At 67.3% G+C, this 25,709-nt stretch carries 24 protein-coding genes; 4 read left to right on the forward strand and 20 right to left on the reverse strand.

All coding sequences use genetic code 11. The annotated features are described in order from the left end of the window. Positions 1-22: 22 nt before the first annotated feature. The 12 genes from nadB to KA261_03140 all read right to left on the reverse strand — a co-directional run bounded on the left by nadB (position 23) and on the right by KA261_03140 (position 13,125). On the reverse strand, positions 23-1,624 hold the full coding sequence (nadB, locus tag KA261_03085) for an L-aspartate oxidase (GenBank protein MBP7696769.1): 1,602 nt from the start codon (positions 1,622-1,624) through the stop codon (positions 23-25). Next, a complete protein-coding gene (gene lpxK, locus KA261_03090; GenBank protein ID MBP7696770.1) occupies positions 1,624-2,712 on the reverse strand; it encodes a tetraacyldisaccharide 4'-kinase in 1,089 nt (362 codons plus the stop codon). The genes nadB and lpxK overlap by 1 nt, the downstream gene beginning before the upstream one ends. Further along, positions 2,705-3,943 (reverse strand): 3-deoxy-D-manno-octulosonic acid transferase, encoded by a 1,239-nt coding sequence (locus KA261_03095; GenBank protein ID MBP7696771.1) that lies wholly within the window; start codon positions 3,941-3,943, stop codon positions 2,705-2,707. The genes lpxK and KA261_03095 overlap by 8 nt, the downstream gene beginning before the upstream one ends. 4 nt (positions 3,944-3,947) lie before the next feature. Continuing rightward, a complete protein-coding gene (gene lpxB / locus KA261_03100; GenBank protein ID MBP7696772.1) occupies positions 3,948-5,060 on the reverse strand; it encodes a lipid-A-disaccharide synthase in 1,113 nt (370 codons plus the stop codon). Positions 5,061-5,070: 10 nt separating this feature from the next. Then, on the reverse strand, positions 5,071-6,060 hold the full coding sequence (locus KA261_03105; GenBank protein MBP7696773.1) for a Gfo/Idh/MocA family oxidoreductase: 990 nt from the start codon (positions 6,058-6,060) through the stop codon (positions 5,071-5,073). 162 nt (positions 6,061-6,222) lie between these two features. Beyond that, a complete protein-coding gene (locus KA261_03110) occupies positions 6,223-6,690 on the reverse strand; it encodes a GNAT family N-acetyltransferase (protein MBP7696774.1) in 468 nt (155 codons plus the stop codon). A gap of 35 nt (positions 6,691-6,725) precedes the next feature. Further along, positions 6,726-7,499, reverse strand: a complete 774-nt coding sequence (gene lpxA, locus KA261_03115) for an acyl-ACP--UDP-N-acetylglucosamine O-acyltransferase (protein MBP7696775.1) — start codon at positions 7,497-7,499, stop codon at positions 6,726-6,728. Then, the gene (locus KA261_03120) at positions 7,496-8,887 is read right to left on the reverse strand and encodes a bifunctional UDP-3-O-[3-hydroxymyristoyl] N-acetylglucosamine deacetylase/3-hydroxyacyl-ACP dehydratase (GenBank protein ID MBP7696776.1); all 1,392 of its coding nucleotides are present in this window, start codon (positions 8,885-8,887) and stop codon (positions 7,496-7,498) included. The genes lpxA and KA261_03120 overlap by 4 nt, the downstream gene beginning before the upstream one ends. Before the next feature lie 54 nt (positions 8,888-8,941). Further along, positions 8,942-10,432, reverse strand: coding sequence for an aldehyde dehydrogenase family protein (locus KA261_03125; protein ID MBP7696777.1), 1,491 nt, complete (start codon positions 10,430-10,432; stop codon positions 8,942-8,944). Between the two features lie 107 nt (positions 10,433-10,539). After that, a complete protein-coding gene (locus KA261_03130) occupies positions 10,540-12,117 on the reverse strand; it encodes a transglutaminase domain-containing protein (protein ID MBP7696778.1) in 1,578 nt (525 codons plus the stop codon). A gap of 112 nt (positions 12,118-12,229) precedes the next feature. Beyond that, positions 12,230-12,520 (reverse strand): hypothetical protein, encoded by a 291-nt coding sequence (locus KA261_03135; protein MBP7696779.1) that lies wholly within the window; start codon positions 12,518-12,520, stop codon positions 12,230-12,232. After that, complete coding sequence (locus KA261_03140; GenBank protein ID MBP7696780.1) at positions 12,517-13,125, reverse strand: hypothetical protein; 609 nt, start codon at positions 13,123-13,125, stop codon at positions 12,517-12,519. The genes KA261_03135 and KA261_03140 overlap by 4 nt, the downstream gene beginning before the upstream one ends. Before the next feature lie 275 nt (positions 13,126-13,400). On the opposite strand from KA261_03140, the gene KA261_03145 reads away from it, so the two are divergent. Further along, positions 13,401-14,168: a CPBP family intramembrane metalloprotease gene (locus tag KA261_03145; GenBank protein MBP7696781.1), complete on the forward strand. Its 768-nt coding sequence runs from the start codon at positions 13,401-13,403 to the stop codon at positions 14,166-14,168. A 91-nt stretch (positions 14,169-14,259) separates the two neighbouring features. Here the strand turns inward: KA261_03145 and KA261_03150 are convergent, their stop codons facing one another. The 6 genes from KA261_03150 to KA261_03175 all read right to left on the reverse strand — a co-directional run bounded on the left by KA261_03150 (position 14,260) and on the right by KA261_03175 (position 18,993). Continuing rightward, positions 14,260-15,162 carry a hypothetical protein gene (locus KA261_03150; GenBank protein MBP7696782.1) on the reverse strand — a complete coding sequence of 301 codons (903 nt, stop codon included), beginning with the start codon at positions 15,160-15,162 and terminating at the stop codon, positions 14,260-14,262. After that, on the reverse strand, positions 15,159-15,620 hold the full coding sequence (locus KA261_03155; protein ID MBP7696783.1) for a PspC domain-containing protein: 462 nt from the start codon (positions 15,618-15,620) through the stop codon (positions 15,159-15,161). Before KA261_03155 ends, KA261_03150 begins: the two co-directional genes overlap by 4 nt. A gap of 69 nt (positions 15,621-15,689) precedes the next feature. Further along, positions 15,690-16,967, reverse strand: coding sequence for a zf-HC2 domain-containing protein (locus KA261_03160; GenBank protein ID MBP7696784.1), 1,278 nt, complete (start codon positions 16,965-16,967; stop codon positions 15,690-15,692). A 23-nt stretch (positions 16,968-16,990) separates the two neighbouring features. Next, a complete protein-coding gene (locus tag KA261_03165) occupies positions 16,991-17,590 on the reverse strand; it encodes a sigma-70 family RNA polymerase sigma factor (protein ID MBP7696785.1) in 600 nt (199 codons plus the stop codon). Then, complete coding sequence (holA, locus tag KA261_03170) at positions 17,583-18,620, reverse strand: DNA polymerase III subunit delta (protein ID MBP7696786.1); 1,038 nt, start codon at positions 18,618-18,620, stop codon at positions 17,583-17,585. Before holA ends, KA261_03165 begins: the two co-directional genes overlap by 8 nt. Continuing rightward, entirely contained in the window at positions 18,613-18,993 is a 381-nt protein-coding gene (locus KA261_03175) for a hypothetical protein (GenBank protein ID MBP7696787.1), read from the reverse strand. Before KA261_03175 ends, holA begins: the two co-directional genes overlap by 8 nt. Before the next feature lie 267 nt (positions 18,994-19,260). Between KA261_03175 and KA261_03180 the strand changes: the two genes are divergently transcribed. From KA261_03180 to KA261_03190, 3 genes are read left to right on the forward strand one after another with little or no spacing between them, the layout of a single operon-like run. Continuing rightward, on the forward strand, positions 19,261-19,893 hold the full coding sequence (locus KA261_03180) for a RimK-like ATPgrasp N-terminal domain-containing protein (protein ID MBP7696788.1): 633 nt from the start codon (positions 19,261-19,263) through the stop codon (positions 19,891-19,893). Continuing rightward, positions 19,881-20,771, forward strand: coding sequence for a RimK family alpha-L-glutamate ligase (locus KA261_03185; GenBank protein MBP7696789.1), 891 nt, complete (start codon positions 19,881-19,883; stop codon positions 20,769-20,771). The genes KA261_03180 and KA261_03185 overlap by 13 nt, the downstream gene beginning before the upstream one ends. Next, positions 20,768-21,883 carry a peptidase C39 family protein gene (locus KA261_03190; GenBank protein ID MBP7696790.1) on the forward strand — a complete coding sequence of 372 codons (1,116 nt, stop codon included), beginning with the start codon at positions 20,768-20,770 and terminating at the stop codon, positions 21,881-21,883. The genes KA261_03185 and KA261_03190 overlap by 4 nt, the downstream gene beginning before the upstream one ends. A gap of 100 nt (positions 21,884-21,983) precedes the next feature. Here KA261_03190 and KA261_03195 read toward each other — a convergent pair whose 3' ends face one another. Then, entirely contained in the window at positions 21,984-24,431 is a 2,448-nt protein-coding gene (locus tag KA261_03195; protein MBP7696791.1) for an immune inhibitor A, read from the reverse strand. A gap of 98 nt (positions 24,432-24,529) precedes the next feature. Continuing rightward, complete coding sequence (locus KA261_03200) at positions 24,530-25,702, reverse strand: deoxyguanosinetriphosphate triphosphohydrolase (GenBank protein ID MBP7696792.1); 1,173 nt, start codon at positions 25,700-25,702, stop codon at positions 24,530-24,532. Between the last annotated feature and the right edge of the window lie 7 nt (positions 25,703-25,709).

Here is a 25,709-nt window from a genome sequence, read left to right on the forward strand (position 1 = left end):
CGTGCGGTTCCGCCACGGTGTCCTATCCTTGCGCATGGGGATTGGTGATAATCGTATCGGTGGGCGCGCCGGGGGCGGGAGCGGGGTAGTCCTCGATGTAGTGCAGCCCGCGCGACTCCTTGCGCAGGAGGGCCGAGCGCACGATCAGTTCCGCCACGGTCGCCATGTTTCTCAGTTCCACGACCTGGTAGGTCGCCGGCGTCGCCAGGTAGTACTGCTCAACGGCGTTCTTCACCCGCTGGACCTCCTCGAGCGCCAGGCGGAGGCGGTTCTCGGTGCGCACGATGCCCACGAAGTCCCACATGACGCGGGTGAGGCGGCTGCGGTCGTGGGCGAGCAGCACCTTCTCGCGCGGGTACTGGAGGGAGGAGTAGAAGTCGGGGGTGATGGCGGCGTGGGGCGCGGGCGGGGCAGCCTCGGCGTAGGCGCACGCGGCCGCGGCCGCGCGCTTGGCCATCACCACCGCCTCGAGCAGCGAGTTGGAGGCCAGCCGGTTAGCGCCGTGCATCCCGGTCATCGCCACTTCCCCGGCGACGTACAGCCCGGCGAGCGCGGTCTCGCCGCTGACCCGGGAAACCACCCCGCCGCAGGCGTAGTGGGCCGCCGGCACCACCGGGATCGGCCGCCGGGTGAGGTCGAACCCGCGCTGGAGGCACTGCTTGTAGATGTTCGGAAAGCGCTTCTTGATAAAGGCCGCGTCGCGGTGGCTGATGTCCAGGAGGACATACTCCTCGCCGCTCTGCTTGAGTTCCTTATCGATGGCGCGGGCGACGATATCGCGCGGGGCGAGGTCTTTCAGCTCGTGGGCGCCGTCCATGATCAGCCGCCCGTCGACCGCTTTGAGCACCCCGCCTTCCCCGCGCACCGCTTCCGAAATGAGGAACGGCCAGCGCCCGGGGCTGTAGAGGATGGTCGGGTGAAACTGGATGAACTCGAGATTCCCGACCGGCACGCCGGCCCGGTAGGCCATCGCCACGCCGTCGCCGGTCGCGATTTTCGGGTTACTGGTGTGGAAATAGACCTGCCCGAGCCCGCCCGTGGCGAGCAGGGTGACGGGCGCGTAGAAGGCGTAGAAGCTGTGGTCCTTCTCGGAGAACACGTAGGCGCCGGCGCACACGGTCGTGCCGTCGGCCGTTCCCTTGATCAGGTCGAGGGCGATGTGGTCGCGGTACACGTCGATCTGCCCCCGGCGCTCCTTGATGGCCGCCAGGAGGGCGCGTTCGATCTCCTGTCCGGTGAGGTCGTCGGCGTGAACCACACGGGCCGCCCGGTGTCCGCCCTCGCGTCCGAGCGCGTACCCCTCGGCCGTCCGCGTGAACCGCACGCCGATCTCCACGAGGTCGCGGATCGCGTCGGGGGCCTCCCGCACGATCGTTTCGACCACGTCGCGGCGACACAGGCCCGCCCCGGCCTCCAGGGTGTCGGCGACGTGCGACTCGAAGGAATCGGCGCCGGAGAGGACGGCCGCGATCCCGCCCTGGGCGCGGTTGGTGCTGGAGTCCGACTCCCGCTTCTTGGTGACCAGCGCGAGGCGCGCCTGCGGATGCCGCTCGAGCACCTCGAGGGCATAGAAGAGCCCGGCAATGCCGCTGCCGATGACGAGGAAGTCGTAGTGGCGTTCCATCAGTGGCCGGCCTTTCGCAGGTTCAGGCGGTCCTCGATCGCGGCGATCAACTGCTCCTCGCCGGGATCGAGGTCCACCGATTGCGCAAGATAATACAACTCGCGGCCGAAATCAAAGTGCCGGATTTTCACCCAGTCCTTGCCGGTCGTGACGATCACGTCCGAGTCGTGCCGGTCGGCGAGCCGCTTGATCCGGGCGAGCGTCGCGGCGTCGTAGCGCTGGTGGTCGGACAGTTCAAGCGCGGCGTCGAGATCGCCGGCGAGCACCGACACCTGGCGCCGGAGGGGCTCGAAATTGCCCACGCCGGCGAACAGGAACACCGACTTGTCCTCCAGATACTTCACCGGGTACCGCCGCTCGGCGCCGACCAGCCCGCTGATAGAGAACTGGGCGGTGTAGTGGGCCGCGCGCGGGCTGATTTTGCACAGCCGCCGGCTCAGCCGTCCGATGTCGCGGGCGAAGTTGGCGCGGGTGATCACGACGATGTCCGCGCGCCGCAGAGCCGAGCGCGGCTCGCGCATGACGCCATAGGGAAAGGGGCGCAACACCCGGGCGGGCAGGGCGGCGTCGTAAGTCACGAGGTCGAGGTCGCGCGCGAGGCGGTAGTGCTGGAAGGCGTCGTCGACAATGACGGCGTCGAGACGCTCACCGCACGCGGCGAGCCGCCGCGCCCCCTCGCTCTTGGAGGGGTGGATGGAGAACACGGCCTGGGGGACCAGGTGAGCCAGAAGCAGAACCTCGTCGCCGACGTCGTCGGCCGAGCGGTCCTGCAGGCCGGTCCCCTCGTCGAGAATCGGCTCGTCACCGGCGCGCCCCCACCCGGCGGAGACGATGCCGATGCGGAAGCCCTCGTCAATCAGCCGCCGGGCCAGCAAGTGCACCATCGGCGTCTTCCCCGTTCCGCCGACCGTGATATTCCCCACCGCGATCACGGGCACGGAGAGGCGCACCCGCTCCTTCGTCAGGCGGCGGTGCAGGCCGGGGACAAACCGGTAGAGGAGCGAGGCCAGCCACAGGGGAGGGCCGAGCAGTCCCCACGGCGACATGCCCGAGCGGCGGAGAAAGCGCTTCCAGCATCGCTCAATCATCGGACAGCTTCGCCAATATGTACTCGCCGGCCGCGGCGGTCGGCGACCGGTCGTAGTCGTGTTCGGTTTTTGTTGCGAAAGTCCGCCGGCCGGCCCGGATGTCGCGCACGGCTGCCGCGAACTCCTCGGGGCCGCCGACCCGGGCGCCGTAGTTATGCGCCTCGATGTACTCGGCGGCGTCGCCGACGTTGGCCAGCGACGGCCCGTACAGGACGGGGGTGCCCGCCCACACCGGCTCGAGGATATTGTGCCCGCCCACGTCGACCAGCGTGCCGCCCACGAAGGCGAGGTCGGCCGCCATGTAGAGATCCATGAGCAGGCCCATGCGGTCGACGATCACGACCGGGGCCGACAGGTCGGCGCTCCCGTAGACGGCGCAGGGCACGGCGGCGTCGCGGCACGCCTGCGCGACCTCCTCGGCCCGCTCCACGTGGCGCGGGGCCAGCACCAGTCTCAGACCGTTGCCCGCGCCGCGCAGGTCCGGTATCCCCCGGAGGAGCAGGGCCTCTTCGCCCGGGCGCGTCGAACCCGCGACAATCAGCCAGTCGTGGTCGCGCGCGCCGACGGTCGCCCGCACCGCCGCCCGCCGTCCCGCCGACCGCGGCCACAGCGGGGCATCGAACTTCATGTCCCCGGTCACGCGGCAGGCGCTCTCGGGAAGGCCGAAATAGCGGTACCGCTCGGCGTCCTGCTCGGACTTGAAAAAGAACCGGTCGTAGCAGGGGAGCAATCCGCGGAGGAAGGGGGCGACCATCCGGTAGCGGCGGAAGCCGGTGTCGGACATCCGTCCGTTGACGAGAATGACGGGGATGCGCCGCCGGGCCGCCTGCGTAATGAGGATGGGCCAGATTTCGGTCTCGGCGATCACGAGGCAGCGCGGCCGCACGGCCGCAAGCACGCGCGCGACGATCGGCGTGGTGTCCGCCGGCAGATACCGCACCGCCGCCTCCTCGCCAAACAACTTCCGCGCCGTCTGGTGCCCGGGGGTGGTGGTGACGGTCACGCAGGCCCGCAGGTGCGGCCGCCGCCGTTTGAGATAGCGGTAGAGGCAGGACAGCACTTTGACCTCGCCCACCGAGGCGGCGTGCAGCCAGAGCTCGGCTTCGATGCCCGCGGTGTCCAGGCCGAGCCGATCGCGCCAGATCTGCTCGCCGCGCGCGGCCCGAAAGCGGGTCACGGGATAGCTGACGGTATGGATGAACCGGGTGAACATGCGGTAGAGCGAGAGCACGCAATCACTTTCCTTCGAGGTGGTCGATGATCAGGCGGGCGGCGCGGTCCGAGGCGCCGGTCCCGCCGAGCAGACCGGGGATGCGGCCCAGGGCGGCCGCCGTCCGAAGGTAGAGTTCCCGGTCGTTCCAGAGGCGCTCGAGCGCCGCCGTCATGCGGTCGGGGGTCGCCTCGTGCTGCACCAGTTCCGGAACCACCTCCTGTCCGGCAACCAAGTTGACCAGCGCGATTTTGTCAAGTGTGATCAGCCGCCGGGCGATCCGATAGGTGATCTCGCCGGTGCGGTAGGCCACGACCATGGGCCGGCCGATGACGGCCGCCTCGAGGGTCGCCGTCCCCGAGGCCGTGAGTACGAGCGCGCTGTCGTGGATGACGCGGCGCGCATCGTCGTAGGCGACCGTGATCGCCGCGTGATCCTCCGCGCGCAGGGCAGCGTCGTACGGATACGCTCCCGCGAGAGCGGCGACCACCGCCCGCGTGCCGTGCGCGCGCGTGAACCGGCGCGCAGTCTCGAGCATCGGCCCGAGCAGGCGGTCGATCTCCTGCGGCCGCGATCCGGGAAGGAGCGCGAGGCCGCCCGCCATTCTCTCCGGCGGCGGCGAGGCGATCATCTCCGCCGCGATGTCCTCCAGCAGGTAGTGTCCCACGAAGCGCACGTTGACGCGGCTCCCCCGGTAGAAGTCCTCCTCGAAGGGGAGGATGACCAGCATGAGATCGACGAGCTGTTCGATTTCGCGCAGGCGTTTCGACCCCCAGGCCCAGATTTGCGGCGAGATGTAGTAGATGATGGGGATGCCGAGGCGGCGCACCCGGCGGGCGAGGCGCAGGTTGAAACCCGGGTAGTCGACAAGGATGACGGCGCGCGGGGCGCGCCGGGCGATCTCATCGGCGCAGCGAGCGAGCAGGCGCCGGAAATAGGGAAGCCGTTTGGCCACTTCCCAGAAGCCGATGACGGCGAGGTCGCCGCCGGGCGCGAACTGCTCCTGGCCGAGACGGGCGAGCCGTGTGCGCCCCAGTCCGCACAGGCGGAGCCCCGGATCGTGCGTCCGCAGCGCCGCCACCAGCCGCGCCGCGGCGTTGTCGCCGGAGAGGTCCCCGGCCGAGAGAAACAATTCCATAGGGCGCGACTTACCCGTCGGCCAGCATGCGCGCGAGCGACGCGCGGCCGGTCCGCTCCACCTCCAGCGCCACCCGGAGCGCCTCGATTCCCTGGGCGAGCGGCACCGCCATCGCTCCTCCGTCGAGAAGCGCCCGCAGGAAGGCGCTCAGCTCCATCTGGAGCTGGTCCTGGCCGGTGTCGCCGTGCGAGGCATAGATGAGTTCTCGCCCCGATTTCCCGAGCGGTACCCTGAGTCCCTCGATTTCCTCTCCCGGCGCCGCGAGGCGGTAGAGGTCGGCCTGCTTTTTCGCAAGGTCGAGCGAGAAATAGCCGGAGCGCTGGAAGATCCTGAGCTTGCGCATCTGGTTGAGCGAAATGCGGGAGGCCGTGAGGTTGGCCACCGCGCCGCTGTCCAGGGTTAGCCGGGCGTTGGCGATGTCGGGCTGATCGGACACGACCGCGACAGCCGAGGCCTGGATGTCGACGACCCGGGCGCCGGTGAGCGTCAGGACGAGGTCGATGTCGTGTATCATGAGGTCGCGCACGACGGCGACGTCGGTGCCGCGGGGATCGAAGGCGGCGAGGCGGTGGGCTTCGATGAAGGCGGGCCGGACGCCGATGCGGAGCACCGCCTGCACGGCGGGGTTGAACCGTTCGATGTGTCCGACCGCCACCCGGGCGCCGCTGGCCGCGGCCAGTTCCGCCAGCTCGTGCGCCTCGTCCAGCGTCGACGTCACCGGTTTCTCGATCAGGCAGTGCACCCCGCGTTTCAAAAGCGCGCCGGCGGCCGCCCGGTGCGCGGTGGTCGGCACGGCGACGCTCGCCGCATCAACCGCTTCCGCCAGCTCCTCGACCGTCGCGAAGGCCGCCACCCCGTATTCGGCGGCGTAGCGCTCCCGCTTTTCCGGGTCGATGTCGTGGAAGCCGACCAGGTGCGACTCGGGGATCTGCGAGAACCAGCGGAGGTGGTGTCGCCCGAGCGCGCCGACACCGACCACGCCCGTCCGAATCCGTGTCATAGCTGCTGCTTTCCCTGTCCGTGACGGTTCCGCGCCGCCGCGCGCCCGCCCGGGCCGGGCGGCGGTATGCCGTCGTTTGCGATCGACGGGAAAGTAATACAAACGGCGGCGCCGCAAAAGGACAATGTTGTTCCCCGCGGCGCTGTCGGCCGCGGCGGCCCTTCAGCTCTGCGCGGGACGGTCCTTGTGCATGATGGAGAAATCGAAGTCGGGAAGCGCCCGCGTCACCCGGTAGCCGGCCCGCTCATAAATCTTGCGGGCGCGGCCGTTGGCGCGGTGCACGCCCAGCTCGAACCGGGCCACGTCGGGCGATGCACCCGTTTCGAGGTGGGCCAGAGCGGCCGCCGCCAGGCCCCGCTTCTGAAACTCCGGCTTGATCACCAGTCCATGGATGTGGAGGGTCCCATCGCGCTCCTCAATCCAGTAGAACCCGGCCACGGCGCGGTCGGCGAGAATACTCACCACCTGTCCCCGCGTGCGGAACAGATGGGCGAACTCGGTCTTGTCCAGGCCGAGCAGCGTGAGCGACGGTTCCAGGTAATCGGCGGCGTGCTGGTGGATCAGATCCAGAAACCCTGCGTACTCGGTTTCCTTCGCCGCGCGGAAGGTGACAACTGCGGTTTGAGACATGGGCCACTCTCCCCTCTGACGGGTTGGCGTTTGCTCTATTTCGTCAGGCCGCGGGTCGAGCGGTCCGCGAACTCGAGGATGCGCCCGACCTCCGGCGTGATCTCCATTTCTGCCCGGATGCGTTCCAGCGCCTGGGAGGTGTTGAGTTTGCTGAAGAAGAGGATTTTGAAGGCCTGTTCGATGGCGGCGACGGCATCGCGGGTGAAGCCCCGCCGGCGCAGGCCGACGGCGTTGATGCCCATGACCCTGAGCGGGTACCCGCCGCACAGGCTGTACGGGCAGACGTCCTGGGGCACGCGGAATCCCCCCCCGATCATCGCGTGCGCCCCGATTTTCACGAACTGGTGGACGGGCACGATGCCGCCGATGATGACGTAGTCGTCGATCTCCACGTGTCCGGCGAGGTTCACCGCGTTGGCCAGGATCACGTGGTCGCCGAGGATGCAGTCGTGGGCGACGTGGGAGTAGGCCATCAGCATGCACCCCTTCCCCACCGTCGTCGTTCCGTGGGCCGCGGTGCCCCGGTTCACGGTCGCGTACTCGCGGATGAGGGTGCCGTCGCCGATCTCCACGAACGTTTTCTCGCCGCCGAATTTGAGGTCCTGGGGCTGGGTGGCGATCACCGCGCCGTGGGCGATCACGCAGCGCTCGCCGATGCGGGCGCCCGAGGCGATCAGGCAGGAGGAGGCGATCGCCGTCCCCGGCCCGATCCGCACATCATCCTCGATGACCGTGTACGGTCCGACCGAAACGTCCTCGGCCAGCTCCGCGGCCGGCGATATGATCGCGGTCGGGTGGATGCCGCTCATCGGTCCCTCACCATGGCGAGGAACTCGGCGCTGGCCACCAGCTCGCCGTCGACGTAGGCCTCGCCCGCCATCTTGCAGGTCATGCGCCGGAACGAGATCATCTGGAGCTCGAAACGGAGCTGGTCGCCGGGCACAACCGGCTTGCGGAATTTCGCGTTGTCGATCGACATGAAGTACACCACTTTGGTTTCCGGCTGCGGGATGGCGTTGAGCAGGAGCACGCCGCCCGCCTGCGCCATTGCCTCGAGGATCAGCACGCCCGGCATGATGGGGTGGCCGGGGAAATGCCCCTGGAAAAACGGCTCGTTGATCGTCACGTTCTTCAGCGCGCTCACCCGCGTGTCCGGCTCGAGATCGAGGATGCGGTCGATCAGGAGAAAGGGGTAGCGGTGCGGCATGATCCGCTGGATGGCGTCGATGTCAAAGAGCGCGGCCGAGGCCCGCCCGGCGTACCGGCTCGCAATCTTCTTCTTCTTGTACAGGTCGCGCATCTTGCGCGCGAGGGCCACGTTGGCCTTGTGCCCCGAGCGGGCGGCCAGCACGTGCCCCTTGAACGGCACGCCGATGAGGAACAGGTCGCCGAGTAGATCGAGCGCCTTGTGCCGCACCGGTTCGTTGTAGAAACGCAGGGGAATGTCGTTGATGATCCCGGTCTTTCCGACGAATGCCTCCTCCTTCAAATCGAGCGCCCGGCGGATCCGGTCCACCTCGACCTGGCCGCGGTCGGAGTCGTAGATCACGACCGCGTTGTCCAGGCTCCCCCCCTTGATCAGCCCGGCGGCCTTGAGCGATTCCACCTCGGAGAGAAAACAGAACGTCCGCGCCGGTGCGAATTCATCGACAAACTCCTGCTCGAGATCCTGCAGCGTCGTGTACTGCGTCCCCAGAGCCGGGTTCTTGTAGTCGATGAGGAAGGTGATGCGCAGGTCGTTCGAGGGCGCCACCACCAGGTCGACCCCGCGCTCCCGCTCGTTGTACGCCATCGGCGTGTCGATCTCCAGGTACACCTTGTCGGCATCCTGTGACTCGATCCCCGCCTCGAGGATCTTGTCGACATACGGTTTCGCGGAACCGTCGCCGATGGGCGGCTCGTTGTTGTCCAGCTCGACAAGCATGTTGTCCAGTTGCAGGCCGGCGAAAGCAGCGAGCACGTGCTCGACCGTGTGGACTTTCGCCTCGCCGTCCTGAAGCGTCGTGCCGCGCGAGATATCCACGACGTGGTCGATATCGGCGATGACCGAGGGGCGGTCGGGGAGATCGACGCGGACGAAGCGGATGCCGTGGTCGGGGGGGGCGGGATGGAACGTCATCGTGCACAGGTTGCCGGTATGCAATCCGATGCCGGACAAAGAAATAGGCCGCCTGATGGTCCGTTGCTTCTCGTACATACTTCCGTTACTCGATCGTAGTTTGGTCGATGATACAAGAAAGGAGGAACCGGCTCAAGTCTTTTTTGGCGGTTCTCCGGCGGGGTCGCCGGGCCGCGCGGCGCCCGCCTCCATTTCCGCGCACCGCCGCTCCAGCGCGAGGGCATCGACCGTCTCGTCCAGGTACGCCGCCATCATCTCTGGGCCGATGCACGGGCTGACGCGGCGGCGCGCGATCCGCTGGATATTGAGGAGGTGGCGGGCCGAGATGTTGTCGGTGGTGATGTTCTTTCCGCCGGTCCCGCAGCCGAGGGTGAGCGACGGCTGGAGGGCGTTGTAGGTTCCGCCCAGCGCCCCCTGCGAGGCCGGCGTGTTGACCAGGATCCGCCCGGCGTTCATGGTGGAGGCGAAGTAGCGGATCCGCTCCTCGTTGTTTGAGAACATGCTGATGGTGTGGCCCAGTCCCCCGTTGTGGTTGATTTTGCGGCAGAGGGCGATCGCCTGGTCGATATCCTCGGCCACGTAGAAGGCCAGGACGGGGGCGAGGATTTCCAGCGAGAGAGGCGTGTGGGGGCCGACATCCTCAAGCTCGGCGACGAGCAGCCTCGTCCCGGCGGGCGCCTCGATCCCCGCCATCCGCGCGATCTTCTCGGCCGGCTGGCCGATCACCTCGACCCGCATGACGCGGGTGGCCGGGTTGAAGGCCACCGTTTCAAGCCGGCGGATTTCCTCCGGGGTGAGGAAGTACGCCCCCCTCTCGATGAGCAGCCGCCGCGTCTCGGCGGCGTGGCAGGCTCGCACCACGAGCGCCTGCTCGCTCGCGCACACCGTGCCGTGGTCGAGAGTTTTCGACATGACGATCTGGTCGACGGCGAACGGAACGTCGGCCGTCTTGCCGATAAACACCGGCACGTTTCCCGGACCGACGCCGATGGCGGGGTTGCCGGAGCTGTAGGCGGCCCGGACAAGCGCCTCCGAACCGGTCGCGAGAATCAGCGCCGTCTTGCGGTGCCGAGTGAGGGCGAGCGTTTCCTCTTCGGTCGACCGGCGCACCCACTGGACGCAGTGCTCGGGGGCCCCCGCCGCGAGCGCCGCCTCGTAGCAGATGCGCGCCGCCTCGATCGAGCACTTCCGCGCCGCCCCGTGGGGACGGATCACGATCGGGTTGCGCGCTTTCAACGCAATGAGGATCTTGAACAGCACGGTCGAGGTCGGGTTGGTGATCGGGGTGACGGCGAAGATCGGTCCGATCGGCTGGGCGATCTCGACGATCCCCGCTTCCTCGTTCTCGGCAATCACCCCCACCGTCTTCAGGGTCTTGATGTTCTCGTAGACAAACCGGGTGGCGATCACGTTCTTGATCACCTTGTCCTGCCACACTCCGAGGCCGGTTTCCTCGGCCGCCATTTTCGCCAGGGGGATGCGCTGGTCGAACCCGGCCCGGTAGACCGCGGTCACGATGCGGTCGGTATGCTCCTGGTCGCAGCGGCGGAAGGCCTCGGCCGCGGCCGCCGCCCGATTCATGATTCCGTCAACGTCAAGTCGCGTGCCTGCCGGCTCGCCCATAGTCTGCTCCCTCGCTGCCCGGTAAGTGTGAACACCTGTGAAGGCTGCCGGAAATCCCGCCCGGCGAGAGTTCCGGACCGGTCACGATCGCCCCCCCGCCGGCCCGCTCACCACCACGTCTGCGCTCCCTCGCGCCACGTGAAGATCCGCTCGTCCCCGTCGGAGCCCGCCGCCGCGAGCCGGTAGAGCCCGCCCGAGGGGGCGAGGAACACAAGGGGTTCTTCGGCCGCCGTCGCCGTCCCAAGCGACTTCCATTCCCCGCCCCAGAAGAACAGCTCATAGTCCACCCCGGCCATCAGCCGGGAGCCGGAGGCGTTTTCCGACGCCTTGTCGAGGTCTTTGCTCATGATCGCCCGACAGACGATGTCGACCGGCTCGGCGAGCTCCGCCGTCAGCGCCTGCTGAACCCCGCCCGGCTCGAGGAGGAACGGCTCTCCGGCCGGCACTATCTCTTCGTTGAGGTAGAACCCGGGGAGGTAGACGACCTCGGGGGCCATGGCGGCGAAGACCGCCCGTCGGCCGGCGATCTCGGCCCACTGGATCGGTTTCCACTCGCCGTCGTTGAACACGCACAGGTAGGCGAAGCGGACCGAATCCGCGGGGGCCTCGGCGAACGTCACCGCCACATCGCACACCTCCCCGTAGGCCGCGGTGACGTCCCGGTAGCTCTTGCCGGCCAGCCAGCCGGGCACTTTGCGGTTTTCTTCCTTGACGAAGGCGAGGTTCCGCGGCTGTCGGGCGAACGATTTCCGGTACACTTTGGCCGCTCGGCGGATCAAGTTGTACTCGCCGGGGTCGGCCTCGGCGCCCATGAACGGAATGGCTTTCCCGCCCGGCAGGATGAGGGCGTTCCAGGCGTGGTTGTTGCCCGCGTTCGCCCAGTAGGGGGTGTAGTCCGAGGTCACGGCGAGTCCGTTGGCCCGCATGGCATAGATCGTGAGGTTGGTCATGTCCTCGCAGCGGCCGCGGCCGGTCGTTTTCATTTCGGCCAGCCCCTGGTCGGTGGGGTGGAAATACCAGCGCTCGTCGAAACGGAACCAGCTCTTGATGTCGTCGTTGATCAGCCGCGCCGCTTCCACCGGGTCGGTTGAGTCTGTCATTTTGCCCGCGAGGTCGGCGTAGCGGGCCATCAGCTCCGCCCGCCACGGTTCGAGCGGCTCGTTGCTCCCCCGGTACGGCAGCACCCCTTCGCGGAACTCCTCGTAGGAGAGCTTCCTCGCCCACGGTTTGGTCCGCCACGCGGCGAACGCCAGCTCGACATTCTCGATGAGGTAGTCGGCCGTGACCGTCTCGAGGTCCCGCGCCGCCACCGCGCTTTTGAAATCCAGACCGGGGCGGGCCTTCTCCAGCTCCCCGTACGCCGCCTGTAGCGCGCCGTAGTCCGGAAACCGCGCGGCATCCCAGGGAATGGTGTCGCCGAGGCTGTCGATGAGGGCGTAGGTGACGTAGCTGTGCCCTTCCATGTTGCCGATCAGATACCGGGCGGCGTCGAGCATCAACGTGTCCCCCTTGCCGTCAAAATGGGCGAGCACTTTTTCCAGTTCGCCGCGGTTGGCGCCGGCCGCGGCCAGCGCCGCCTCCACCTGATCGGCCGGGCGCGGCGCCGGGTCGCTCCCGCAACCCGCCAGCAACGCCAGACACAGGGCGGTCAAAGCCGCCCTCCGGCCCAGGGATCGTTCGCTCATCGCTGCACTCTCCGGTTCTCGCGATGTTCTCGTCGAGCAGTTCCAATCACGCCGCCAGTATAGCGATTTCACGCCCCGCGGAAAAGCTGAAACGTGCGCGCCCGGCTCGGCCTTAGATATCCCGCAGCGACTTCACCTGCCGGAGGTTGCGGAACAACTCGATATACTCCTTCACCATCACCTCCTCGGCCTCCGACAGGCCTTCCATCATGGGGATGCCGATCCGCAGCACCGCCCGCACCATGTCGGCCGTGGTCCGGTCGTACCTGGCCGCCAGCGCTTCGAGCCGCGCTTTGAGGTCGTGGGCCACGAACACGTGGATGGTGTGGTTTCGCGGCGTCCGCGCCGCCGCTTCCGGCGCCGGCGGTCGGCTGCCCTCGGGTTTCTCCCGCATTTCGCTCATCTGTGTGCTCCATCCGTTGGTTGGTTCATGTCCGGGGTCGGCGGGGTATCCTGCGTGCCACTGTCGGCCGCGGGGCGGTCCGGCGGTTTCGGGTGGAATTTGACGTGGCTCAGGATTGTCTGCGGCGAGCGCAACGGCAGCCCGAACCGCTCGCGCAGTTGGCGCAGAACCGGTCCCCAGGTCTCCTCGGGCCGCTTTGCCGCGATCGCCTGCTCGATCGCCTCCCGCCGGGCTGCGCCGCAGATCGGGCAGGCCCGGCCGGGATCGGCGCCTATGCCGTAGCGCGCCCGGACGAACGGTCCCAGGCGAGCCCGCAGCCGCCGCTCCACGCGCCGCCGGAGCGCCTCCAGCCGATGCTCGGCCCGCCCGGTCCGTCCGGCAATCTGGGCAACCGTACACCCCATGTAGTAAAAGCAGCGCACGAATTCCCGCTCCTCGTCGGACAGGGCCGCGAGAGCGGCGGTCACGGCCCGGGTCGCGGCGGAGTCCTCGGGCGGCTCCGGCAGCGCCGGTCCGGGTGTGTCCGCCGGCGGATCGGGCGGCCGGCCGGGATCCCGTCCCAGGCCGACGATGCCGTTGCTGTAGATCAGTCTGCTCTTGCGCATGTTGTTCCTCCGCCTCAAGATGCAGCCTCCGGCAGCGCTTCGCGACCACGTGATCATCACATCGGACCTGTCCCGCCCGCGCCGCCGCTCTCATGTGATTCACTTTTCCGTTGCCTCTGCCGGTTCGGCCGACCATCTTGACGGGCATCGCCGGATGGGCCGGGCGTCAGGTCAAGCCGGCCGGCTGTTCTGGCGATACAGTGACCAGGGCCGAAATACTCCGGCGAGCCGCGCCCCGTCCGCCGGACCCCGTCGCGGCGCGGAAAGTAGGTGGCGTGGAAGAAACCCCGTACGAACGCATACCGGTCTATGACCCGAACCCCGAACCGGACCACGTCAGGCGCTTCCGGGCGGCCTCGGGCAACGCGCAGTTTCGCCGCACCTGGCTGACCGCGGTGGCTCTCTTGGCGCTGGTGGTCATCTACCCGGCGGTGTCGATCGCATTCGCGGAGGATCCCTCGATCGCACTGAAGGGCCTGAACGACACCATGCGCATCCTGATGCTGCTGGTCACGATCGTGATTCAGTGGGGGCTGTTCGTGGTGCTCGTGCTGGCGGCGGAGTCGGAGAAGACCGGGCTGGCGGGGCTGGGGTTTCGCCGCTTCCGGCCGGTGGATCTCGCCTGGGCGGTCGCCTTCCTGCTGGCCGCCAACCTCCTGCTCTCCGGTCTCGCCTGGGTGCTCGGGCAGATCGGGCTGCCCATGTCGGGCGACATCCGGTTCCTCATCCCGACCGACCTGGTCGGGCGCATCGTGTGGGTCGTGGTCGCGATCACCGCCGGCGTGGTCGAGGAGACGGCCTTTCGCGGGTATCTCATGACGCGCCTCCGCCTCCTCGGGCGCACGCGGGGGTGGCTAATGCCGACAGTCGTGTCCGCGCTCGTGTTCGGCAGCCTGCACGCCTACCAGGGGGCGCCCGGCGTGATCGTCATCGCCGTCTACGGGGCGCTCTTCTCGCTTCTGTACATCCGTACCGGGACGCTCTGGCCGGCCGTGATCGCGCACTTCTTCCAGGATCTCTCCGCCCTCTTCTTCCCCCAGTAGTTCTCCCCGGCCTGCCGGCACGCAGGCAAGGAAAACGGCGGCGCCCCGAAGCGCCGCCGCCATCTCACCGACAACTGGAGGAAAGAACCGATCAGAAGAAATCCACCGACACCGACTGCAGCCGGTCGTCGAGCTTCACTTCAATCTTGTTGGGAAGGGTATCGAAACCCTCGTTGACCCAGGCATCGTCCCTGGTGATCAGGCCGAGCGAGTAGAGGTAGGCTTTGTACTCCTCCCCGGCCAGCACTCTCAGCCCGACCGTGCGCGGCACCCGCAGGCGCAGCTCGGTATCCTCGCCGAACACCGAGACTTTCACGAACGGTTCGAGGTCGCCGATTTTGAGGTAGACCGAGGACTGGTCGGCGGAAAGATCAAGCGCCCGGAGGGGGGTGGTCGACATGTTGAGGTGCATGTCGCTCTTAACGCCGGCGAGGCGCATTTCGAGCGGCACGTCCCGCTTGAAACGCACGAACCAGTCGGGGGCCTCGTCGGTCTCGATCTTGATCGCGCCGCCGAGCAGCCCGTGCGGGCGGCTCGCGAATTCCACCACCGCGAGGCTGTCCTCCTCGCGGAAGTCGATCCGCGGCTTGCGCGTGAACTTGTCGAACTTCGCGTACACGAGGTCATCCCCCGAATCCCGGATCGTCAGATCCGACTCATCGAGATCCAGCACCGCCCGCGTGAATCTCACGGCGCTGTCCGCATCCTTCACGTAGGTCGCGGTCGAAAAGAAGCTCGTGCTGTCGCCGCCGCGGCTGCTGGTGAAAGCGATCGCCAGCCCGCCCACGAACAGCGCCACCGAAGTGAGGTAGGAAATGATGCTGAGGCGGGTGCGGGCGAAGATCTTCTCGAGGCCGACCATGATAAGCACGACCGGGAAGAGGATGAGCAGGTCGAGCCAGAAGTTGTCGTTGAGGACGCCGAAGTTGCGCAGGAGCAGGAGCAGTCCGAGCAGGACGAGGAACAGTCCCCAGCGGAAGCGGGCCGGTGTCATGCCGTCCTCCCTTCATTGCCGCCCGGGATCTCCCCCGGCGCGGCGGACAGATCCGGCCGGCAGGCTTCGCGGCGCCGCCTGGGGCGGAGCAGCAGAAACAAACCGCCCGCGATCATGAGGGCCGGCCACCACTGGTCAAAGTCGATCCAGTGCCAGTGCTGCCGGACCAATAGCAGCGAGCCGATCAGGATGAGGACCAGCCCTGGGAGATAGCGGATCCACGAGGAGCGCGGCCGCTCCGGGCGAACTTCCTCGACGGCGCCTTCGAGCGGACGTTTGGGAACGATAATCCAGGCCGCCGCATAGGCGAGGGTCGCGAACCCCTGGGTGGCGAAAAACAACAGCACCGCGAACACCCGCACGAGGTTGGGGTCCACGTCGAAGTATTCGCCGAGACCGCCGCACACGCCCGCGATCACCTTGTTCTCCGCCGACCGATAGAGTCTGGTGTAGCTCATGCGCCATCGTCTCCTTTCTACCGGCCGCAGCCGGATTCCGGGATACTATACGTGAATCGGCGGAAAAGGTTACCGGCGAGAACCGCTGGTGTCGACGGTATCGGGGGCCAACTCGTCCAGATAGAGGCGCGCCGTCTCCCGGTAGCGCACGTCGGCCAGTTCGAGGTAGGTGCGGAAGAACTGGATCGCCCGGTCGCGCTCCGGAGCATCCGCTCCCTCCGCCAGGCGGCCGACCTGCACCTGGGCCTCGAGGAGCTGGCGCTCGACCAGTTCGATGTCCCCGAGCGCCGCCCGGTCGCGTCGCGCCTTGGGCAGCGCGAGGTTCAGATGTTCGCTCCGCAGTTCGCTCCAGAGCGACTCGAGCGAATCGCGGCGGTTCCGCCAGTCGGCGAGAGTGGCCGCCGGAGCGCTTTCGCCGGCGGCCGCGAACCCTTTCGACGACTGCGCCAGGGGCAGGCGTCCGCGCCGATCGGCCGCCGAGGAATCGGCGAGGCTGAGACTGGGCGCCGCCGCTGTCGCCGGCTCCTTGGCGACCATGAGGTCGCGGAGGACCAGCCGGTCGGCGAGGCGGACGTCGGCCGCGCCCTCGTCTTTGCGGGTCTCGGCCGAGACCGGTTCCGGCGGCGGCGCGGCCGGGGCCGCGGGAGCCGCCGCACTCCGGTTCGCCTCCGCCTCGGCATCTTGCGCGGCCGCCTTCCCGCCGGAGGCCGCAAGCTCCTGGCCGGCCGGTTTGAGGCGCGGCGCTTCCTGTGCTTCCTCGGCGATAACCGGGAGTTGTTCGTCCTCCGCCGCCTGGCGCTTGAGCTCAGGGAGCGCCGCAATCTCGGCCGGCTCGGGCGGCTCCGCGGTGGGCGGCGCGGTTCTCTCGGCTTTCTCCGCCGGCTGCTCTTCGCCGGCCGGTGAGGGCTCCCCGGCTCGGCCGGCCGCGGCTGAGTCACGGGCCGACGGCGGCTCGGACGGGAAGGACATCTTCGGCGACTCGTCTCTCTGGCGGACGATGTCGGTGTAGTTCACCGCGATAAATGTCAGCGCGGCGATCGAAGCTGCCACTCCGACCAGCTTCCAGGCCAGCCCCCGGCTCCGGCGCGGCGGGAGGGCGATCACCTCCGGTGCGCCGGCGATCCCGATCCGCTTTTCGATCCGGGCGGCCGCCGCCTCCCAGTAGTCCTCGTCCCCGCCGAGGTCGGCATGGCGCTCGACCAGCGCCTCCAGCCGTCGCAGATCCTCGTAGAGGGCGCGGCATTCGGCGCACTCTCCGAGGTGGCGGCGGAGCGCCTCCATCTCGTAGTCCGGGAGTTCCTTGTCGAGATAACCGGAGACTCTGTCCTTAAAGTACCCGTGATCCATAATTCAACTGCTGTACCTTGACCTCAGAGGAGGTCCTGGAGCGCCTCCATCAACATCTGGCGCGCCCGGTAGAGCCGGGAATCGACCGTCCCCGGCGGTATTTTCAGGTAGCTGGCGATCTCGGCGTAGTTCATGCCCTCGAGGTGGCGGAGCACGAAGGCGACGCGGTGCTGCACGGGGAGAGTTTTGAGAGCCTGGTAGAACCGTTTCTCTCCTTCTTCCGCCAGCAGTTTTTCCAGCGGTCCGGGGTCGCCCGATTCGGGGTCGAAACCCTTTTCGGCTAAGGCATTCAGGGACTCGTTCTTTTCCTCCTTGCGGACCAGGTTGTAGGCGGTGTTGCGGGCGATTGTAGAGAGCCAGGGGTAGAAATCGTACTCGGGCTTGAAGCTTTTCAGGTTTTCGTATGCCTTCACAAACGCCTCCTGGACAACATCTTCCGCGGCATCGAACGACCCCAGCATGGCGTAGATGTACCGGAACAGCCGTTTCTGGTGCAGGCGGATGAGCCGTCCAAACGCCTTATTGTCGCCGTTCTGGGCCGCCTCGACCAAGGCCCGCTCGGCCGCTTTGTCCAGACCGGATACCGGCCGGGGAAGGTTTTCTTCCCGAGAATTTTCACCCATAGAGCGCGTCCCGGCCCGGCATGAGGCCGACCACGAGGATTTCCAGGGCCAGGCGCGGGGGCAAACCGCCGCCCCGCAATTGCGCCTCGGCCTCGGCCAGATCGATCAGAATCTGCTCCAGCCGGGCGCTGTCGAACCGATTCGCCTGCGGCCGCAGGCGGGACTCCAGCCACGCCATGTTCCCCGGCACCGGTTTCCGGTGGCGTACGAGATAGAGGCGCAGGAAGTGGGTGCTCAGAAGCGTGCAGATCGTCACCGGCGAATTCCCCTCCGCGATCAACTGCTCCAGACTGCGGAGCACCCGGTGTGGCTGTTCGGTGACAATCTGGTCGGCCAGGGTGAAGATGTTGATCGTCTCGTAGCCGGCCGCCACCGCGGTCACATCATCGACTGTGACCGTCCCCCCCTTCCCCCGGTAGTTGGCCAGTTTGTCGGTTTCGGCGGCGACGGCGCCGAGATTTCCCGCCACCAGGTCGACCAGGACGCGGAGCGCCTCGGGCTCGATCTGCAGACCGGCTTTCTGCAGGCGCGTCTGGATCTGCGCCCGAACCTCCTTGGCCGTCAGCCGGGGAAACTCCACCATGACGATCCCGGCCGCCTGGACCGCCTTGAAAAACTTCGAGGTCTTCTTGGGAGTGCGCGGCGAGGGGGAGCTGAAGACGACGACGCGGGTCGAGTCGGGCGGGCGGAGCATCCCGAGGATCCGCTCGACGTCGGCCGGCTGGTAGCTCTGGAAGTCGCTGATGCTGAAGACCTGGCGCTCGCCGAGCATGGGGAGGTTGGCCAGTTCGGCCATCACCTCCCGGGCCGGGTTCTTGCGCCCGCTGAGCTTGCGGTAGTTGGTCTGGAGCTGGCGGTCGGGGAGAAACTGGCGGGCGAGGTACTTGGTCGCCTCGATGATCCGGTAGTCCTCGGGCCCGTAGAAGTAGTACGCCGGTTTGAAGACGCCGGCGTTGATGTCCCGGAGAAGTTCGCTCGGACTGGGCATGGCGATCCCAACATAGATCACCGCCCCGTGAGCGTCAATCAAAAAGCTCTTCAAGCTCCGGGTTGGAGCGCAGGGGGGCCCAGGCGAGCGAGAAGCGGTACTTGTCCCGGTATCCCAGGGCCTTGGCGATCAGGGGCGCGAACTCCGGGGGGAGGCAATCCCGGCGGTTGACCGCGTTGATGACCTTGAGGTTATTCCCGTAAATCTGATAGGTGTGCCGCGTGAAATACTTCTGGTTGCTGTCGATGAACTCCAGCAGCGCCAGCAGCGCGGCCAGGTCGCCGTGGTTGGCGTCCACCGCATCGAACGGCGCTTTGAACTTGATCCCGAGCTCCGGGATCTTGAACGACACTACCACCGACTGGTCCAGCTGGCGGTCCTCCGGCAGATGAATCGACCCGAAGTAGCAGTCCATGAGGGCGGAGAGTGCAAGGGGCGTGCCCGGCCGGAGCGGGCGGCTAAACCCCGGTCGGCGGTGCAGTTGAGCGCGGGCGGCGGGGCCGGGAGTGTGCAACCGGACCGCGCGGGGTTGCAGGGGAGCGGCCGCGCCCGTCTTCGGCGGCGGTGGTGTTTTTGTGCACAGCGGCGGTTCGGAGCGGGCCGGGGCAATCGCTTACCCGCCACCGGCTTCGTCGCAGATTGACTGTTGCGCCGGGACTTGTGAATGCCGTTATTAGCGCCCATGACCAAGAATACCAAGCGGGCCAAGGCCAACCGCTACGTCGCCATCCTCAACGAAGACGACACCTTCGTCAATCTCGCCGGGCGCTACGAGTACCTCGAACTCCCCTACTACGTCTCGCAGGACTACGAACACAGCCGGCTCCCCATCCGGCCGACGTGCAAGGAGATGCTCGACGCTTACATTGTGCCGCTCTTCCTGGAACGGGCCAAGCTGGCCGGCCTCGACGTGCCGGAGTACTACGTGACCAACGGCTACTTCGAAGCGCCCGCCATCGTCGACTCCATCAACCCGTTCATGTCGCGGAGCCGGACGGTGCTGAAGATGTCGCAGCAGAAGTCGGTGTCGAAATCGATTACGCGCAATTTCACCTACGCCGCCTGCGTGCAGGAGATCCCGCCCGAGGCCCAGATCGAGCACTTCCGCGCCGTCCTCGGCTGGAGCGTCGCCGCCCGCTACCGCGACTCGGCGGAGAAGATCTGGCGGGTGTTCCAGATCCCGCTCGCCCGGGTCCGGGTGCTGCGCACCTACGACGACCGCATCCTGCTGAGCAAGATCAGCCCGCTGCTGTACAGGGACCTGAAGCAACGCGAACTGGAGTACCTGGAGAAGAAGATTCGATGGGAAGAATAGGCGTCTACATCGAGCGCTACACCATCACCCGGTCCGATGAGATGGAGGCGCTCATGCGCTTCGCCATGGTGGCGCGCAAGATCGGGCACGAGGTGGACTACCTCTTTCGTCCGGACGTGGCCAAGATTCCCCAGTACGATGCGATCTTCATCCGCGCCCTGACCGATCCGCTCAACACCTCGTACGTCGCCGCCCGCATGGCCGAAATGCACGGCAAGCGGGTGATCGACGATCCGCGCTCGATCTACATCTGCTGCGACAAGGTCAACATGTACGCCCACCTCCAGCGCGAGGGGGTCCCCATGCCCGACACGCTCTTCCTGGAGGAGAAGGATCTCACGCGGGCGCGCGCGGCCCAGGTGTTCGAACAGCTCGGCAGTCCGGTGGTTCTCAAAGCGCCCAACAGCAGCTTCTCGATGTACGTGGAGAAAGCGGAGACGCCCGAGGCCTTTGTCCGTGTCGGCAACCGGTTCCTCCGCCGCTCTGACCGGCTCGTGGCCCAGCGCTTCATCAAGTCCGATTTCGACTGGCGGGTCGGCATCGTCGCCGGCGAAGTGCTCTACGTGTGCCAGTACACGATCCCGCGCAAGCGCTGGAAGATTCTGACCTACGCCGAGAACAACCGCGCCATTTCCGGCCCTGTCAAGGGAGTGCCGATCGAGAAGGCCGATCCGCAGCTCCTGGAGGTCGCCCTGGCCGCGGCCCGCGCCATCGGCGACGGCCTCTACGGGATCGACCTCAAGCAGGTGGATGACGGCTACGCGGTCATCGAAGTCAACGACAACCCGACCATCAACGCCGGCGAAGAGGACCAGGCCGCGGGGGACCTGTACGAGAAGGTGATCCGGTTCCTCGTCGAGGGCAAGACGACGCCATGAGCGACTCCGCCGCCCGTCTCCGCCTCGGCGCCCACCGCGATCTCGCCGGCCTGGTGGCGCTCGAAGAACGCGCCTTCGCCATCGACCGCTTCCACGAAGAGCAGATCGAGTATTTGCTGGAGGAAGCCAACGCGACCACGTTCGTGGTCGACCTTGGCGGGCGGATTGTGGGGGCCGCGTACATGCTCTGGCGCAAGGGAGCCCCGGTCGGGCGCCTCTATAACATCGCCGTCGACCCCGACATGCGCGGCCGGGGGCTGGGCCAGCGGCTGCTGGACGCCTGCCGCCAGGAGGCGGAGTGGCGCAACTGCACGACTCTGTCGCTCGAGGTGCGCGTCGACAACGCCGGGGCCATCGCCCTCTACCGGCGCAACCACTTCGAGGCCGTCGGCCGCCTCCCGAAGTACTACGAGGACGGTGCTGACGGCGTGCGGATGACCCGCCCGTTGACGGCGGGGCGCCCGGAGAGACTCCGCCTGAAAGTCCCCTACTACGCCCAGACCCTCACCTTCACCTGCGGCCCGGCGGCTCTCATCATGGCCATGAAGTACCACCGGCCGGACCTCGAGGATGACCGGCTGCTCGAAGTGACCCTGTGGCGGGAGGCGACGATGATTTTCATGACCTCCGGCATGGGCGGGACCGGACCGTTCGGCATGGCCCATGCCGTCGTCGACCGCGGATTCTCGGCCCGCGTGCTCCTTTCGAAGAACCAGACCCCGTTCTTCTCTTCGGTGCGGACGGCCGACAAGCGGCGCGTCATCAAGCTCGTCCACGAGGATCTCCGCGAGCGGGCCTATCACCGGGGGATCCCGGTGTCCTACTATGATTTCTCCTTCGACGACATCGCGGTCGAAATGCTGCGCGGCAAAATCCCCATCGTGCTCATCAGCACTTACCAGCTCCACGGCGACCGGGCTCCCCACTGGGTGGTGGTCACCGGATTCGACCGGGAGTTCGTCTACGTCCACGATCCCTACGAGGCGGAGTACGGCGGCGACCCGCACCGGGCGCGCAACCTCAAGATTGATCTGCCCCTGTTCTCCCGAATGCGGCGGTACGGCCGCGACCTCTACAAGAGCGTCCTATTCGTGGGGCCGGGCGAGGCCTAGGCGCCGACCGCGCGCCCCGCGCCGGCCCGCCGGGCCGGGCAAAAAAGAAACCGGGCCCCGCGCGGAGCCCGGTCCTCCAAGTCATCAGTACGGTCGCGCCCTAAGGACAGGCCGCAGGCGGCTCGCCGCCCCGGAAGAGGTAGCCGACGAGCATGGTGAGGTCGGACACGGCCGGCCCGCCGTCGCCGTTGACGTCGGCGTGCGCGGGACATCCCGGCCCGGCGCCGCCGCGGAACAGAAACGCCACGAGCATGGTGAGGTCGCCGACCTTGATCGCGCCGTCGCCGTCGCTGTCGCCGCGGAGCGCGCAGCAGCAGGCGTCGCCGACCCCGTCGAGATCGGCGTCCGCCTGGTCGGCGTTCGCAATGAGCGGGCAGTTGTCGACGTCGCCGCAGTGGCCATCCGCGTCCCCGTCGTTCTGGGCGTCGTTCGGACACAGGTCGCAGACATCCCCGACCCCGTCGGCGTCCCCGTCCGCCTGATCCGGGTTGGCCGCGGCCGGGCAGTTGTCGGTGGGGCAGTCGTTATCGGGGTAGCCCGGGTCGCCGAAACCGTCGAGGTCGGAGTCGACACACTGGTACTCGCCGTCGGTGACGACGGTGGGGACAGCCGCCGAGAAGGGACCCCACTGGCCCTGGGCGTCCTGCGCGCGCACCCGGTAGTAGTAGGTGCCGGTCGGCTTGTCGGTGAACGCGAACGAGGTGTCGGTGAGCGCCGACGAGATCACCGTTTCGCTCGCGTACCCTTCGACCGGCGTGATGTCGTCCACGTAGATTCCCTCGCCCAACTGGGACCCGTCGGTCTCGTACGACACCCGCAGGTAGACACTCTGCCCGGCGTACACGGCGAGACCGAACGACGCCAGCGTCCAGCCCCCCGAGGACCCGGTGATCCCGTTGCCGCGGTTGTAGCCGTGGGGGTCGTCGTTGGTCGTGATGGTGCCGGCGATCGGCGTGAACGCCACCCCGTCGGTTGACACCTCGACGTAGGCGTAGTCCCAGCCGCTCTCGATGTCATACCAGACGCGCAGGGTGAGCACGTCGCTGGCGCGCACGGCGATCGTTTCGACCGACTGGATCCGGCGGGCGGCATTGTTGGCGGCCCCGGAGAAAAAGCTCGTGGGCGCGGAGCTGTAGCGGGCGCCGGAAATGGAGAACCCGTTCGAGGAGAAGTTGTCCCAGGCGTTGGCCTGATCGGTCGTGCGCCCGAAACCCTGCAGTTCCACCAGCTCCCAGAGCACGGCCGGGTTGAGTGTGTCGGCGAGGCTCCACTGCACGCTGTAGCCCGAGGCATCGACGGTGTCGTCGACCGAGACCGCCGGCTGCCCGGGCGGCATCACCTGGTACGGGTTGCCCGCGACCCGCGCGAGGAAGAGCGCCGGTCCCCGGTTCTCCAGGGTGAGCTGGTCGATCCGGCTCGGGTCGGGCCAGAATCCATCGGAGTACCCCCCGATCTCGATCGAGAAAGCGTAGTTCTTGTTCTTGAGCAGCTGCTCCCCGTACCCCCAGTCGTCGGAACTGCCGTTGACGACATAGAGCCCCCACGACGGCGTCGGCTCGTAGCCGTTGTAGGCCGCCAGGGAATCTCCCAGGATCCTGAACAGCGGTTCCTCCGGCGTGTAGATCTGGTCGTAGCCCCACGGCCAGAGCACGAGGTTCGAGTAGGAGTGGAAGTAGAGGGTGAACACGAACTCGTGGGCGCTGATGAAGTCCCGCATCACCTGGGTCTCGGGTTCGGAAAACGGGCCGGTTCCGCGGTAGGTGGCGTCGGAGGGAACGGGCGAGGACCCATCGTCGTCATACCCCCACTCGTAGCCGTAGTTGCGATTGAGGTCGATGCCGTAGGAGCCGTCGCCGTTGTTGCGGCGGTTCTTGCGCCACATCCCGCCGCCGTCCGGCTCGATCACCTGGTTGTAGTAGTAGCCGTCGGGGTTCACCACCGGCACGAACCAGAGCTCCCGGCTGTTCACGAGGTCGGTCACCGCGGGGTCCGTGCCGTAGTTGTCGGTCAGGTAATCCATGAACCGAAGGACCGTCTCGGGGGTGATCACCTCGCGGGCGTGAATGGCCGCGGTATAGAGCACCTCCGGCTCGTCGGGTTCGTCGAGCTCCGGGTTGTCGGAAATCTTCATGGCGTACATCGGGCGTCCCTCGAGCGTGTATCCGATCACGGTTTTCGGGAAGACGATCGCGTCGTGGAAGAAGGCGATTTCATCCATGTACGCCTGGATTTCCGCGAGCGTCTTGTACCCTCCCATGTCGCGCGCGTGGTCGAGACGCGAGCGGTAGAAGGCGGCGACGTCGCCGTGGACTATTTCCGTGCGCAGCCCCAAACCCTCGAGTTCGCGGAGCTCGTCGGCCGTCGCGATGATCTCGATAAAGTCCTTTCCCTGCCAGACCACGTCGAGCCCCAGGGGGTGAAGCCCGGCGGCGTCCTCCTTGCCGTCGAGATAGACGCGCACCTGCATATCGGCGGCGGATACGGCGGCGGCGAGCACGAGCAGAAGCAGCAACGCGGGGACGGCCGTCCCCATGCGGTGAGAAGCCATGTTGTCCTCCGAACCAGGCGGAAACTTCGATTGCCCGTAATATACACCGGAAGGCCGATTTTACCAATGAATAATCGGCTGCGGGAGCGGGGCGGCAACTAGAGCATTTCGGGGAGATCCGGCGGTTCTTTCCCCGTGAGCTCCCGGTACACTTTCTCGGCGTAGCGGTCCGTCATCCCGGCCATGTAGTCGGTGACGACAATTTCCGTTTCTTCGGTCTGGAGCATCTCCCGGAACCGCGCCGGCAAACGTTCGGGTTCGGCCATGAGGCGGTCGAAGATTCCCTCGAGAATGGTGCGCGCCCGTTTCGCCAGCGCCAGGAGGCGCGGTCTCTGGTACATGTCGGAGAAGAGGAACTGCTTGAGCGCGGTGACCGCCGGGCGCAGATCCGGGGAGTAGCCCGTCAGCTTCTCCGGCGCGCTGCGCACGTCGGCGAGACTCGCGATCCGGAAGCGCGCGATCTGCGCGGCGGTGTGGGCGATCACATCGGTGGCCGTGAGGTCGATCAGCCGCCGCACGAGCGCGTAGCGTTTCTGGTCCTCATGGAGCCGCTCGAACGCCCCGCGCCCGTCCAGCCCGAACACTTCCCAGACCGGCTGGCGGCACAGGTCGTCGAAGGCGAGCATCCCCGCCGACAGACCGTCGTCGATGTCGTGGGCGTTGTACGCCAGTTCATCGGCGACGTCCACGAGCGCCGCCTCGAGCGTCGGGTGCGCGTGGTCGTCGAACTCCGCCACCTTGTGGTCCCACACCGTCTCGTGTTTGACAATCCCCTCGCGTACTTCATAGGTGAGGTTGAGCCCCGGGTGCTCGGGATAGCGCTGCTCGAGCAGGTCGACGATCCGCAGGGTCTGGCGATTGTGGTTGAACCCGCCGAACCCGGCGAGCAGATCCTTCAGCACGTCCTCCCCGGAATGTCCGAAGGGGGTGTGGCCGAGATCGTGGGCCAGGGCGATGGCTTCGGCCAGATCCTCGTTGAGGCGGAGGCTGCGGGCGAGCGTCCGCGCGATCTGCGCCACCTCGATCGTGTGCGTAAGCCGGGTGCGGAAATGGTCCCGCTCGTGGGGGATGAACACCTGCGTCTTGTATTCGAGGCGGCGGAAGGCGGCGGCGTGGACAACCCGATCACGGTCGCGCTGGAAAACCGTCCGCAGGGGGTGGTCGCGCGAGGGAAAGCGCCGTCCCCGCGATTCGGCCGCGAGCGCCGCATACGGCGCCAGGGTTGCCCGCTCCCGCTGCTCGATCTCCTCCCGGGTCAGTATCGGTTCCATCCGTTCA

Source organism: Candidatus Zixiibacteriota bacterium (genome assembly GCA_017999435.1).
GTDB lineage: Bacteria > Zixibacteria > MSB-5A5 > GN15 > FEB-12 > JAGNLV01.